This window comes from Microbacterium sp. Root180 (assembly GCF_001428485.1).
Lineage (GTDB): Bacteria > Actinomycetota > Actinomycetes > Actinomycetales > Microbacteriaceae > Microbacterium.
In genome coordinates, this window is record NZ_LMHS01000003.1 from 708,149 (window position 1) to 721,315 (window position 13,167).

The following is a 13,167-nucleotide window of genomic DNA, read 5'->3' on the forward strand; positions in this document are numbered from 1 at the left end:
GGACGACAGAACATGCTGCACAAGAAGGACGATGTCCGAGACGAACTGCTCGACGAGGTGTTCGCCTCGGGAGACCTCTCGGTGGCGCTTCCGAAGTACCGGATGCCGCAGAAGGAGCATCTGGCTGCGCACGCGTATCAGGTGGTCACCGACGAGCTGATGCTCGACGGCAACTCTCGTCAGAACCTCGCGACGTTCTGCCAGACCTGGCTCGAGCCGGAGGTCCGGGCGATCATGTCCGAGACGCTCGACAAGAACATGATCGACAAGGACGAGTACCCGCAGACCGCCGAGATCGAGGCGCGCTGCGTCCACATCCTCGCCGACCTGTGGAACTCCCCTGACGCCGCGAACACCCTCGGCACGTCGACCACCGGCTCGAGCGAGGCCGCCATGCTCGGCGGCATGGCGCTGCTGTGGAACTGGCGGGCGCGTCAGCGGGAGGCCGGCAAGCCCACCGACAAGCCGAACATGATCTGCGGCCCGGTGCAGGTGTGCTGGCACAAGTTCGCCCGGTACTGGGACGTCGAGCTGCGCGAGATCCCGATGGAGGGCGACCGCTACATCATGAACGCGGACGAGGTGATCAAGCGCGTCGACGAGAACACCATCGGCGTCGTGCCGACCCTCGGTGTGACGTTCACGGGCGCGTACGAGCCCGTGCATGAGGTGAGCGACGCGCTCGACAAGCTGCAGGAGGAGACCGGGCTCGACATCCCGATCCACGTCGACGGCGCGTCCGGCGGCTTCATCGCGCCGTTCACGCTTCCCGAGCTGGTGTGGGACTTCCGGCTACCGCGCGTGAAGTCCATCAACACATCGGGTCACAAGTTCGGCCTGGCCCCGCTGGGCGTGGGCTGGGTGGTGTGGCGGGATGCCGCGGAGCTGCCCGAGGACCTGATCTTCAACGTCAACTACCTCGGCGGGAACATGCCGACGTTCGCGCTGAACTTCTCGCGTCCCGGTGGCCAGATCGTCGCGCAGTACTACAACTTCGTCCGGCTCGGCCGCGAGGGCTACCGCAAGGTGCACCAGTCGTGCCACGACACGTCGGTGTACCTGGCCGAGGAGATCGACAAGCTCGGTCACTTCGACATCATCAACGACGGCAGTGCCGAGAAGGGCATCCCGGCCGTCTCGTGGAAGTTGAAGGACGGGGTCGACCACCCGTTCACGCTCTTCGACCTCGCCGACCGGCTGCGCACGCGCGGCTGGCAGGTGCCGGCCTACACGATGCCGGCCGATCGTCAGGACCTGCCGGTGCAGCGCATCCTGGTGCGACAGGGCTTCGGCCGCGATGAGGCCTCGCTCCTCATGGACGACTACCGCGCGGCCATCGAGCACTTCGACAAGCACCCGATCGTCAACTCCATGACAGAGGAGGAAGCCGGGAGCTTCCACCACTGACCCGCGACCGATCGAGGCCCGGCTGCACAGGCGAGGTGCACCCGGGCCTCGACACGTCCCGGTGCGGAGTCCCGGAATCCGCGAGTTGCCAAGACACGCCGTCGCGGGGCGCGAGGCGCGGCGTGTCTTGGCGACTCGAGGGGCTGTTCAGCGCTCCAGCACGACGGCGAGGCCCTGGCCGACGCCGATGCAGATCGCGGCGACCGCGACGCCGCCGCCCCGGCGCGCGAGCTCGTGTGCGGCGTGCCCCACGATGCGGCCGCCGGATGCTCCGAGAGGGTGGCCGATCGCGATGGCGCCGCCGTGGATGTTGACCCGCTCGGGGTCGAGGTCCGGCCAGAGCGCGAGGCACGCGAGCGACTGCGACGCGAACGCCTCGTTGAGCTCGACGACGTCGACGTCGGCCCACGTGCGCCCGGCACGCGCGAGCGCGCGGTTCGCGGCCTCGACCGGGGCGACGCCGAACACGTCCGGGTCGTTGCCTGCCACGCCGCGACCGGCGATGCGGGCCAGGGGCGCAGCATCCACCGCTCCCTCGGCACCGAGCAGCACAGCGGACGCGCCGTCGTTGATCGGAGAGGAATTGCCGGCGGTCACGGTGCCGCCGGCGGCGAACAGCGCGTTCAGCCCGCCGAGCCTCTCGAGCGAGGTGTCGTCGCGGATCCCCTCGTCGCGCGCCAACTCGGCGCCCGGAACCTGCACGACCTCGCCGTCATAGACCCCAGAGGTCCACGCGTCGGCCGCCAGGCGGTGGCTGCGCAGCGCGAACGCGTCCTGCGCATCGCGGGAGATGCCGTAGATGCCGGCGAGCTTCTCCGCGGACTGCCCGTTGGAGATGGTCCACTCCGACGGCAGAGCAGGGTTGACCATGCGCCAGCCGATCGTGGTGTTCCACATGGTCGGATTGCCGACCGACGGCCACGGGCGCGGCGATTTCTCCACGACGAACGGCGCGCGACTCATCGACTCCACGCCGCCCGCCAGCACCACGCGCGCATCGCCCGCCTCGATCGCCCGCGACCCCTGGATCACCGCCTCCACCGACGAGCCGCACAGCCGGTTCACGGTGACACCGGGCACGGAGGTCGGGAACCCCGCCAGCAGCGCTCCCATGCGTGCGATGTTGCGGTTGTCCTCGCCCGCCTGGTTGGCGTCGCCGAACACGACGTCGTCGATGAGTGCCGGGTCGATGCCGGTCCGCTCGACGATCGCGCGCATGGCCACGGCGGCGAGATCGTCGGGCCGCACGCCCGCGAGTGCTCCGCCCGCGCGACCGAACGGCGTGCGCACGGCGTCGTACACATAGGTTGCGGTCACGGCGAGCCTCCTTGCCCGAAAGGGGGCGGGATGCTGGTGGCCGGCGGACGCACGCGTCGAGACCGGGCGGCGGGCCCGTGGTCGACGCGGCAGGCGCGGATCACTCCCGCATTTCCAGGATAACGGCCGAGGGGGGCCTTGCCGCAAGGCCCCCCTCGAGGCGCATACTGGTCGGCCGTGATCCGCCGCGCCGCGCCGATCACGCCGTCCCGGAACGGAGCCCTCCCCGTGAACACCGTCGCCACCGACGTCTTCGATCTGCCCGAACGTCTGTCCGCCAAGGCCCGGCCCGCCCTCATCGGCGCCGACGAGCGCCACTTCGCCGCCATCGAACGCAGCCTGCGGGAGTCGATCGCCGACGCGTCGGCCCGGCTGGACGACGTGCGCCGGCGACCGCTCGGCGGCGGCCAGGACGCCCTCGACCGGGACCTGGAGGTGCATCAGCTCACCGCACGCCTGCGGGCGCTGCGCCGCTTCGGCCTCGACATCTGCCTCGGCCACATCGTCGAGGACGAGGGCGGTGAGCCGGTGTACATCGGCCGTCTCGGACTGACCGATCGCGACGGCCGCCGTCTGCTGATCGACTGGCGCTCCCCCGCGGCCGCGCCGTTCTTCGGCGCGACCCACGGCGATCCGATGGGGCTCGCCCGGCGCCGGCGGTACCGGTGGACGGCCGGACGCATCACGGACTACTGGGACGAGGTCTTCACGGCGGAGGGATTCGAGGACCAAGCCGCCCTCGACGACCAGTCGGCGTTCATCGCCAGCCTCGGCGCCAGTCGGTCCCCGCGCATGCGCGACGTGCTCGCGACGATCCAGGCCGACCAGGACGCGATCATCCGCGCGGGATCGCGGGGGGCGCTCGTCGTGGACGGCGGTCCCGGCACGGGCAAGACCGTGGTCGCCCTGCATCGGGCGGCCTACCTGCTCTACTCGGATCCTCGGCTGCGCCGCGGCCGGGGCGGCGTCCTCGTCGTGGGTCCGCATCGGCCCTACCTCGCCTACGTCTCCGACGTGCTTCCCGGCCTCGGCGAAGACGGCGTCGAGCTGTGCACGCTGGGCGATCTCGTACCTGAGGGGGCTGCGGCCTCTGTCGAGGCCGATCCGGCGGTCGCCGCGCTCAAAGCGACGGCCGCGATGGTGGATGCCGTCGAGACCGCGGTCGCGCATCACGAACGGGCTCCCCGTGCGTCGATGGTCATCGAGACGCCGTGGGCGGATGCTGTGCTCGACCCGGCCGACTGGGTCGAGGCTTTCGCCGCACCCGAGCCGGGCACCGCGCACAACGATGCGCGCGAGGAGGTGCGCGACGCCGTGCTCGCGATCATCTCCGACCAGCACGACGAGGACGTGCCGCGGCACCTGCTGCGCCGGGCGCTGCTGCAGCACGACGAGCTGATGCACGCGATCGCGAGAGCCTGGCCCCTGCTCGACCCGGCGAACGTGGTCGCCGATCTGTGGACGGTGCCCGCCTATCTGCGACGCTGCGCTCCGTGGCTCGGCGACGACGAGATCGCAGCGCTGCAGCGGGCGGACGGCCACGCGTGGACGGACGCCGACCTCCCCCTGCTCGATGCCGCGCGCCGGCGCATCGGCGATCCCGGTGCGGCGGCTCGGCGGCGACGGCGGGAGGCCGAGCAGGCGGCCGAGCGCGAGGTGCGCGACCGCGTGCGGGACGACCTCATCGCGGCCGACGATTCCGAGATGGCCGTGATGTCGATGCTGCGCGGGCAGGATGCGCAGAACTCCCTCGCCGCAGACGACGACGCCGTACGCCCGGATCGCCTCGCCGGCCCCTTCGCCCACATCGTCGTCGACGAGGCGCAGGAGCTGACGGATGCGCAATGGCGGATGCTGCTGTCCCGGTGTCCGTCGCGGAGCTTCACCGTCGTCGGCGACCGGGCCCAGGCGCGTCACGGCTTCGCGGAGTCGTGGACCGAGCGCCTCGAGCGCGCCGGGCTCTCGCGCATCGAGGTCGCCTCGCTCACGGTCAACTACCGCACACCGGCGGAGGTCATGGCGGTGGCGGAGCCGGTGATCCGCGCGGCGCTGCCCGACGCGAACGTGCCGGAGTCGATCCGCAGCACCGGGGTCCCGGTACGGCCGGACGCGGCATCCGCTCGCGACGGCATCCTCGCGCACTGGCTCGAGCGGCACCCGGAGGGCATCGCGTGCGTGATCGGCGACGAGACGTTCCGGGACGTCCCTCGCGTGCGCTCGCTCACGCCCCTGACCGCGAAGGGGCTCGAGTTCGACCTCGTGGTCGTGGTCGGCGCTGAGCGATTCGGGCCGGGCATCGAGGGCGCCGTCGATCGGTACGTGTCGATGACCCGAGCCACGCAGGAGCTCGTGCTGCTGACGTGAGGCGGACCCGCCGCGGACCGTCTGCGCTAGGCCACGACCTGGATCGTTGCGAGGGTGGGGTCGGCGGCGTACGCGATGCGACCGCCGTCGGCGCGCGTGTCCCGCAGCGCTGCGAGCGCCTCCAGGGTGACGACCTCGCCAGGGGCGAGGACCGGCACGCCGGGCGGGTAGGGGGCGATGAGCTCGGCGCAGACGCGGCCGGTCGCGGCGTCCGACGCCACCGTCTCGTGCGGCGCGAAGAACGCCTCGCGTGGGTCGATCGCCGTCTCGGCCCGCACGCTCCAGGCGGCCGACGGGCGGATGGGGCGCGGCTCACCCCGATGACGCTCGATCGCCGCGGTCAATGCCTCGATGAGGGTGTCCACGCCGCCCTCGTCGTCGGCGAGCGTGATCAGCGGCACCAGCACATCGCGGTCCGCCATCTCGACGGTGATGCCGTGTGCGAGGAGGTCCTCCTCGATCGCGTGGCCGTGCGCGCCGGTCCCCGCGAGCAGCACGACGAGCTTCGCCGGGTCGACCGCGACACCGTCGTCGGGTCGGTCGCAGAGGACCTCGACGCCGTCGATGGCGGCGAGCGCCGATCGCGCACCCGCCACGAGGTCGACGAGCCGGCCCACGAGCTCCGGGCCGTCGCGCTGCAGGAGCGCGCGCGAGGCGTCGGCGCTGGCCAGGATCGCTCCGGCGGCGCTGGTGGTGGCGGATGCTTCGAACCCGCGCTCGAGGCGATCGGGATCGAGCAGGCCGCCCGAGCGGGTGGTGCGCGCGAGCAGGAGCGCAGCCTGGCTCCACGCCGGCAGGGACTTGTGGGCGCTCGTGATCAGAGCATCCGCCCCGCGGGCGAGGGCGTTCGCGGGCACGCGGGGCGAGAAGCCGAAGTAAGCCGCCCACGCCGCATCCACGACGAGCGGCACACCCGATGCGTGTGCCGCCGCGGCGAGCGCCTCGATGTCGGACAGCGTGCCGACGTACGACGGATCACCGACCAGCACGCCGCACACATCGGGGTGCACGCGCAGCGCGGCGGCGACCTCCGCCGCGGGGACGGCACCGGGAAGACCGGTGACCGGGTCGATCTCGGGATTGACCCAGATCGGCCGGAGCCCCGCGAGCACGATGCCCAGCAGCACGGAGCGGTGCAGTGTGCGCGAAACGACGACCGACTGCCCGGGTCGTCCGAGCGCGAGCACGGATGCCTGGTTCGCGTGCGTGGAGCCACCCACCGACAGGCGCGCCCAGTCGGTGCCCCAGGCATCGGCCGCGCGCGCCTCCGCGGCCGCCAGCAGCCCGAGGCTCTCCTTCATCGTGTCGAGGCCGGCCAGCATCGGGACGTCGCCCTGCACCACGTCGCCCACGAGATCGTGGCGGTGCTTGTGCCCCGGGATGCTGAACGGTCGCATACGACCGGCGCGGGAATCGGCGGTGTACCGCAGCCACGCCTCGAACAGCGGCGCGTCGGCGGCGAGGCGCCGAGGGTCGCGCGGATCGGAATCAGTCATGCCACCCCTCCAGGAATCTGCGGTGGGCTGAGCGCATGGCTCGACGATACTGCCGCACCGACGACGGCGGAGTCCGCTGCGTCCGAGGCGCTACGGCGTCGCCGACGGGGTCGGCTCGGGAGTCGGCTCTTCGGTCGGCTCAGGGCTCGGCTCGGCGGTGAGCTCGGAGAGGGCCTTGTCGAACGCCGCGATGGTGGCGGCATCCACCTGCCCTGTCGGCTCGACTCCGAGGGCCCTCTGGAACTCCTTGACGGCCTCTGTGAGCTCCGGCGTCCACTCGCCGTCGATCGGGCCGTCCCAGAACCCCGCGAGCGCCAGCGTCTGCTGCACCGCGGCCGTCGACGCGATCGTCTCGCCGGCAGCATCGTGCCCGAGTGCGACCAGAGAATCCTGGAGAGCCTCGGTGGTCGCCTTGTCGACCGTGCCGGTGACGGGCAGTCCGGCCGAGCTCTGCAGATCCTCGACCGCCTGAACCGTCGAGGGCCCGTACACCCCGTCGATCTCCCCGCTGAAGAAGCCCGCGTCGGCGAGGTCCTGCTGCAGGGCCGCGGTATAGGCCGCGACGGCGGCCGCCGCGGTGGCGGCCTGCTCGTCCGAGACGCAGCCCGCGTCGATGAACAGCCGCAGCCACGAGAGCTCGAGCGCGACCACGGCGGCGTTGAATCGCTCCGAGGCCTCGGAGAGCGCCGTGTCGTCGGAGATCGACGAGACGGCCGACGCGAAGTCCTCCTCCGCCTGCTGGACGCGCGCGACGGATGCCTCGGGCACGCCCGGCGGCGGGCTCGGCGCCGCGGTCGGAGCCGCAGACACGGTCGGCTGAGCGGCCGCCAACGCAGCCTGCGCCTCGGCGAGCTCCTGCTGCGCGTCGACGAGCGCCTCCCGCGCGTCGAGCGCCGCCTCGGCGCCGTCCAGAGCATCCTGCTGCGGCTCGACCAGGTCCGCTCCCGCGGTCCGCACGTCGCCGACCGTCGGCGCGGTCGAATGCAGCACGTCGCCGTAGCGATCGAGGCTTTCGATATAGGTGCGGCTGGCGCCGCAGAACTCGTCGGACGCGGCGGCGAATGCCGCTTCGGCGTCGGCGAGCGCCCTCTCCTTCGCAGAGACCTGTGCCTGGGCCCGCTCAGCGGCATCGATCTCTCCCGCGCACCCCGACAGCGCGACGGCGATCACCGCTGCCGCTGCCAGCGCCGCGATTGCCCGTGCCGATGCGCGATCTCTCCGCATTCCGCCTCCGATGCTCCCGAGTGGATCCGGGATCATCGTGGCAAGTGCGGCGGGCATGCGCGTCACCCGGTTCAGATGACGTCAGCCCGTGCGAGTGCCCAGAACGCTCGAGGGCGGGAACGGTCCTGACTGCGCGGTGCCGGTGACCCGGTCGCCGATGACGCGGAGCTCGAACACCAGTGACATCGGAAGCGGAGCGGCCAGGTCGAGCACGAACTCCGCCGTGTCACCGACTGCCGTGCCGTGACGGAGCGGCACCGGTCCCGTCGAGCCGACGGCCGTGCCGGTGAGCGTCGTGCCCTCGGTCGTCACGGTGAGATCGAACCGCCGGGATCCCGCCAGCGTCGCGACCTCCAGCGCCCAGGTTCCATCGATATCCGCCACGCGTCGCCCTCTCCGGATGCCGCTGCCCATCGCAGCCGTGGAGGCCCATTCTGCTCGCTTCCCGGACTCGCCGGGGACTTCATCGCGCGAGGATGTCAGCAGACGCACATCGGATTTGAAAGATGAGACTTGCAGTCTCTAGAGTGTCAGAGTGCTCACCGGGGGGTGAGGGCACGGCGGTCCGCTGAGGAATGCGCAGCCGTACGGACCGTGCCGGTGCCGGGTTGTGGGGACCCGGCACCGCGACCGGCGCAGGATCTGCGGCACCGCGAGGTCCAGAGCGCGCGATAATCAGATCGTGTCGAACCTCGAACCCCGCACTCGGAGACCCGCAGGCGAGACACGCGCGCTCATGCTCGCGACCGCGATCGACCGCGTCACGGCCGAGGGCCTGCACCTCGACTTCGCGAATCTCGAACTCGAGGACCTCATCCGCGCCGCGGGTGTTCCCCGATCCACGGTGTTCCGCATCTGGCCGGATCGAGGCGCCTTCATCGGTGACCTCGTGCGAGCCCTGTTCGCAGCGGATCCCGGCTTCCAGGCGGGTTTCGACGGCGAGACGCTCGCGCTCCTCGAGCAGACGATCGCCGGCTCGGCCACCGGTGCCGACGCGCAGACGGAGCGTGAAGCAGCACTGCGCGCGGTCATCCACCGCACCGCCGCACACAACATCGTCGCCGTCGAGGAGTCCCTGACCTGGCGGACCTACCGCTCGCTGACCGTCGCACTGACAAGCGGTGACGCCGTTCCCGGCGGCGACGGGATCCGGGCGCTCCTCGGAGAGCTGGAAGCGCGGTACATCGAGCGCATGGCCGCGGTGTACGTACAGCTCAACGCTGCACTCGGGCTGCGCATGCGCCAGGGACTCACCGAAGAAGACCTCGCAGTGGCGGTGATGGCCGTCATCGACGGCATGAGCGATCACCGCCGCATCGATCCCGCCGGCGTCGACCGACCGCGAATCGTCGCGCTCGGGCCCGAAGGTTCAGCGGAATGGCACCTCGCGGGCGTCGCCGTGTACGGCGTGTACACGGCCTTCACCGAGAGCGCTCCTCGCTGACGCAACGATCCGCCACCCGCGCGTCATGTTCGACATGCCGGCGCAGTCTTCCCTGTGGGAGGTGCGTCGGACTTGATCCGACGCCTCATGGGCTCTCCTGAGCCGAGAGGGGATGTGGACCCGCACTCGGTCCTGGGGAGGCGGCGGCCTCCCTGAGCCGAGAGGGGATGTGGATCCGCACTCGGTCGCGGGGAGGCGGCGGCCTGGGGCTGCACCGCCTTCCCGCGCTTCCTGGGGAATCCCATGGCGGAGACCGCGCTTCGGCGCGATCAGGACGCTTCAGAGGAGAGTCTCCGGTTCGCTGAGGCCACCCCCGCGACGATGCCTCCCACCACGGTCGTCGTCCGCAGTCGACGGGCGACCTCGGCAGCCTCGCGGGCCAACATCGTGCAGCTGTGGGTGTGCTTCAGATGGCGTTCGATGCGCTTGCGCGTCGGGTTGGTCACCGCGCCGCGCGCGTACGCGCCGAGGTTCTTGCCGACGAACTGGCACTCGGGGTGGGAGGCGACGACATCGAGGTGCGCTTGCACCCACGCCGTTCGCAGCCCTTCGCGCGCTCGATAGGTCAGCGCGGCGGCAGCGTTCGCGGAGAGCCCCAGGGTGGTTCCGATCTCGGCCGCCGTGTAGCCCTCGACCTCGGAGTACCACAGGGCCTCGCGCCATCGCTCGGGAAGCGCGAGGAACGCGGTCGTGACGACGGAGTCGCGCGCTGCGGGCGATTGGTCCGCATCTTCGCCGTCCTGGAATGCCGTCGGGTCTTCGACGGCGATCTCCTTCGTCCGTGATCCCCACGTCGCCGCGGTGTTGCGGATGGTCGCCGCCAGATAGGGCATGAGGGACTCATCGGGCCCGTTTCCGGCCCGGAGCGCGCGGTACACCCTCGCAAAAGCCTCCGACGCGATGTCTTCGGGGTCGAATCGGCGGGTGACCGACCGCGCCACCTTGAGAGCGCCGTCGAGGTGACGACTCCACAGCGCCGCGAAGGCGTCGCGATCTCCCCCACGGGTCGCCTCGATGAGTTCGGCATCCGTCCTGTCTGGGTCTCCCGTCCCTGCACTTCGGTCGTCGGTTGCGAAATCAGTCAATAAACGTCCCCCTTGACCCGTCGGACAGCACACGGGCACATACCAAGGACTCCCGAGCACGGTCGGGTATGACGCGTCACCGCAAGGTGGGCGGAAGGCGGCATCCGTCAGAACAAGGGCATTCGGAGCTCGCCGTCATATTCGACGGCCCACCGTGTCTGTGTTTGTGAGGCGCTTCGCCGCCCTCCCCATGCGCGGCGATCCCGTTCCTCGGATCGGTGAGCGTGGTCTTCCACGCCCCGATCCCGGCTGGTCGGTGCGGTCTCCCACCGCACCGACCAGCCTCTCTTCGCCGGCGCTCCGCAGCCCCGTGTCGAGGCACGGACGCGCCCGGGAACGTGTGAGGGGCGGGCACCCCAGCGCCCGCCCCTCGTGATGCCGGTGGGACGACATCACGTACTCCCCCCGGAGTACTGCCGGCGAACGCCGGCGGGTCGCCATGGGAAGCGACCTCGTAATGCAGGACGACCCCCGCGCAGGAATATGACGCCGCGTGAAAGAGAAATCAGGAACGGCGGCAGGTCGAGCCCTCCCCGTCCTCCGGCCGTCAGCTGCGGTCGCTCCGATCCGGCCGGTCTCGCCCGACACTCACCTCAGCGGGTCTCCGTCCGACCACTCGGGCGTGTGCCGCTCCTCCACCGCCTCGCAGGCGGCGACGGCTCCGGTCGGTGCGGGTGCTCGCGGGGGTGGGCCACAGCGGGAAGTGCCAGCGCCGCGAGAAGAGCATCGCGCGAAACGGTCCATCCGTCCCGTCCGCGCACGCCCTCGATAGAGCCCGCCATCAGCAGGCGGTAGAGCAGGATGCGGCGCTCCGCGAGGAGGAGCTCGACTTCAGCAAGGTCCAGCGTCGCGGGGAGGGATCGGGTATCGACCGGCGACCATCGGCGGAGGAAGTCCGGAGCCTGCCCGCCGACCTCTCGCCGGTGCGTCTCCGCGAACGCGGTGACATCCTCCTGGCGGAGGAACCACTGATCTCCGAGCTTCACTCCGCTGAGCGTTCCCCGAGCGAGACGTCGGCGAAGGGCCGTCGGATTGGTCGTCAGGAGTCCCGCGGCGACCCGCAGAGGAACGGCGATCGCGTAGCGTTCGATGGATGCGAGGTCGGTCACGCGCGTCTCCGTCTTGAAGCAGGGGAAGACGCCCGGCGGGTACCGGGCGTCTTACCTCAAGACACGCGGACCGCTCGAAAATGACGGCAGCCGAGCACACAGCGGGCGCGAGCCGCGGCCGAGGAGTCAGCCGGCCCGGTCGGCGTCCGCGAGATCCTCAGCGATCCGACGAGCGCCGCGGACGGCGATGGCGACGCTCGTCAGGGTCGGGTTCATCGTGTTCGCGGTCGGGATCAGCGCGTTTCCTCCGACGACGAGGTTCGAGAAGCCCCAGACCCGGGAGTACGGGTCAGCGACCGACGTGCCGTCGTCGGCCGGCCCCATGCGCATCGTCCCCATGTAGTGCAGGCTCGAGCCGTTCGGCAGCAGTCGGGGCTGTGCGACGAAGTCGCCGAGGGCCTGGCCGGCGCGGCGGAGTCGTTCGGTCGCCTCCGCGATCTCACCGTTCTCCACGTCGGTGAGGGCGTACTCGATCGTCATGTTGGGGAGCCCACGGTAGTCGAGCTCGTCGTCGGAGAACGTGACGCCGTCGTCGGCCCGCGGGTGCTTGCGCACGCCGTAGCCCATGTTCACGTACCCCCACCGGTTGCCGGCATGCGGGCTCGAGGGGTCGAGCTGGAAGGGCGGGTTCTCGGCGTACATCACCTGCAGCGAGAACGGGTGCCCGGGCTCCGAGAACGGGATGCGGTTCACGGCGGCGACGGGATCGACCGCGTGGCGCGCGCGACGGGCGAGCTCGGCATCCAGCTGGTCATCGCTCACCAGCGCACCCATCCGGTCGGCGTTCAGCGCGACGGTCGTGATGACCACGTGGTGCTCGGTGAGGTAGCGGCCCAGTGCGTCGGGCCGGATGCCGGAGGCCCACAGCAGCTGCGGCGAGCGGAACGCATCCGCGGCCACCACCACCACGTCCGCCGCGACGGTCGAGACCTCGTGGGTGCGCAGGTCTTCGACCACGACCCCGGTCGCGCGGCCGCCGTGGTGCTCGACGCGGCGCACGAGAGAGAGGTCGCGGAGGGTGAAGCGCTGCGCGAGGGGATCGCCCGCGTCGATCAGCGGGCCGAGCACGACATCCGCACCGGCCCACCGCATCGAGCCGTCGGGCTGAGGGTCACCGGCCACGGGCAGCGTGCCGACGCCGTAGTCTTCGGGCAGCTCGGCGGCGAACTCGTCCTCGAGCAGCGTGCGGATGGCGGTGCCGATCGCGGAGTCGGCGAATGCTGCGCTCTGCGCGTGCAGCAGCGACTCGGCGGTGTCGATGAGCCCGTCCCACTCCGCGTCCGGGATGAAGGGGATCTTCTCACTGAAGGCGGGGCGCGGGATCGCGCACGTCCAGTGCGCGCCCTGACCGCCGACGTTGGTGGCGGCCGCCGCGGCGGGGAAGGTAGGGGCGTGCGCCGAGCCGTCGCCGCCGAAGTCGAGCAGGTGCGTGCCCTGCCGTGCAGTGAACATGCCCTCGACGACCACTCCCGCAGGAATGCCGAGGCTCTCTCGCAGCGCGCCCGCCTGCGGGCCCTGGGACATCTCGCGCGCGCGTTCCTTCGCGGCGGGGTCCTCGATGTTTCGCACGCTCTGCCCGGGGATCTCGGTGAGCTGCGGACCGGCCTCGAACATCGTCACGGTGGCGGTCGGGTGGGACTCGACGATGACCCGCGCGTACGCGGACCCGATGGGGCCGCTTCCGACGATGACGACGTGGGGTGCGGGGGACATGGCGTCTC

General features: G+C 71.2%; 10 protein-coding genes. 3 read left to right on the plus strand and 7 right to left on the minus strand.

Annotation, left to right across the window (positions count from 1 at the left end; translation table 11 throughout):
• Positions 1 to 12: 12 nt before the first annotated feature.
• Complete coding sequence (locus tag ASD93_RS10850) at positions 13 to 1,407, plus strand: glutamate decarboxylase (RefSeq protein ID WP_056122142.1); 1,395 nt, start codon at positions 13 to 15, stop codon at positions 1,405 to 1,407.
• 147 nt (positions 1,408 to 1,554) lie between these two features.
• On the opposite strand, the gene ASD93_RS10855 is transcribed toward ASD93_RS10850, so the two are convergent.
• Positions 1,555 to 2,724, minus strand: a complete 1,170-nt coding sequence (locus ASD93_RS10855) for a thiolase family protein (RefSeq protein WP_056122145.1) — start codon at positions 2,722 to 2,724, stop codon at positions 1,555 to 1,557.
• 228 nt (positions 2,725 to 2,952) lie between these two features.
• On the opposite strand from ASD93_RS10855, the gene helR reads away from it, so the two are divergent.
• The gene (gene helR, locus ASD93_RS10860) at positions 2,953 to 5,088 is read left to right on the plus strand and encodes an RNA polymerase recycling motor ATPase HelR (protein WP_056124410.1); all 2,136 of its coding nucleotides are present in this window, start codon (positions 2,953 to 2,955) and stop codon (positions 5,086 to 5,088) included.
• Between the two features lie 26 nt (positions 5,089 to 5,114).
• On the opposite strand, the gene ASD93_RS10865 is transcribed toward helR, so the two are convergent.
• The 3 genes from ASD93_RS10865 to ASD93_RS10875 form a co-directional block, all read right to left on the minus strand.
• Positions 5,115 to 6,584, minus strand: coding sequence for an aminotransferase class I/II-fold pyridoxal phosphate-dependent enzyme (locus tag ASD93_RS10865; RefSeq protein WP_056122148.1), 1,470 nt, complete (start codon positions 6,582 to 6,584; stop codon positions 5,115 to 5,117).
• A gap of 90 nt (positions 6,585 to 6,674) precedes the next feature.
• Positions 6,675 to 7,808 (minus strand): peptidoglycan-binding domain-containing protein, encoded by a 1,134-nt coding sequence (locus ASD93_RS10870; protein WP_056122151.1) that lies wholly within the window; start codon positions 7,806 to 7,808, stop codon positions 6,675 to 6,677.
• Between the two features lie 81 nt (positions 7,809 to 7,889).
• Complete coding sequence (locus tag ASD93_RS10875; protein ID WP_157536931.1) at positions 7,890 to 8,192, minus strand: hypothetical protein; 303 nt, start codon at positions 8,190 to 8,192, stop codon at positions 7,890 to 7,892.
• Between the two features lie 298 nt (positions 8,193 to 8,490).
• On the opposite strand from ASD93_RS10875, the gene ASD93_RS10880 reads away from it, so the two are divergent.
• On the plus strand, positions 8,491 to 9,252 hold the full coding sequence (locus tag ASD93_RS10880) for a hypothetical protein (RefSeq protein WP_235566938.1): 762 nt from the start codon (positions 8,491 to 8,493) through the stop codon (positions 9,250 to 9,252).
• 269 nt (positions 9,253 to 9,521) lie between these two features.
• Here the strand turns inward: ASD93_RS10880 and ASD93_RS10885 are convergent, their stop codons facing one another.
• The 3 genes from ASD93_RS10885 to ASD93_RS10895 all read right to left on the minus strand — a co-directional run bounded on the left by ASD93_RS10885 (position 9,522) and on the right by ASD93_RS10895 (position 13,159).
• A complete protein-coding gene (locus tag ASD93_RS10885) occupies positions 9,522 to 10,337 on the minus strand; it encodes an RNA polymerase sigma factor (RefSeq protein WP_162253391.1) in 816 nt (271 codons plus the stop codon).
• A 593-nt stretch (positions 10,338 to 10,930) separates the two neighbouring features.
• The gene (locus tag ASD93_RS10890) at positions 10,931 to 11,446 is read right to left on the minus strand and encodes a hypothetical protein (RefSeq protein WP_056122160.1); all 516 of its coding nucleotides are present in this window, start codon (positions 11,444 to 11,446) and stop codon (positions 10,931 to 10,933) included.
• 126 nt (positions 11,447 to 11,572) lie between these two features.
• Positions 11,573 to 13,159, minus strand: a complete 1,587-nt coding sequence (locus tag ASD93_RS10895) for a GMC oxidoreductase (protein WP_056122164.1) — start codon at positions 13,157 to 13,159, stop codon at positions 11,573 to 11,575.
• Positions 13,160 to 13,167 lie beyond the last annotated feature (8 nt).

Excerpts from the sequence above, each read along its gene's own strand:
- ASD93_RS10850 (WP_056122142.1), top strand. The coding sequence starts at position 13 with ATGCTGCACAAGAAGGACGATGTCCGAGACGAACTGCTCGACGAGGTG.
- ASD93_RS10865 (WP_056122148.1), bottom strand. The coding sequence starts at position 6,584 with ATGACTGATTCCGATCCGCGCGACCCTCGGCGCCTCGCCGCCGACGCG.
- ASD93_RS10870 (WP_056122151.1), bottom strand. The coding sequence starts at position 7,808 with ATGCGGAGAGATCGCGCATCGGCACGGGCAATCGCGGCGCTGGCAGCG.
- ASD93_RS10895 (WP_056122164.1), bottom strand. The coding sequence starts at position 13,159 with ATGTCCCCCGCACCCCACGTCGTCATCGTCGGAAGCGGCCCCATCGGG.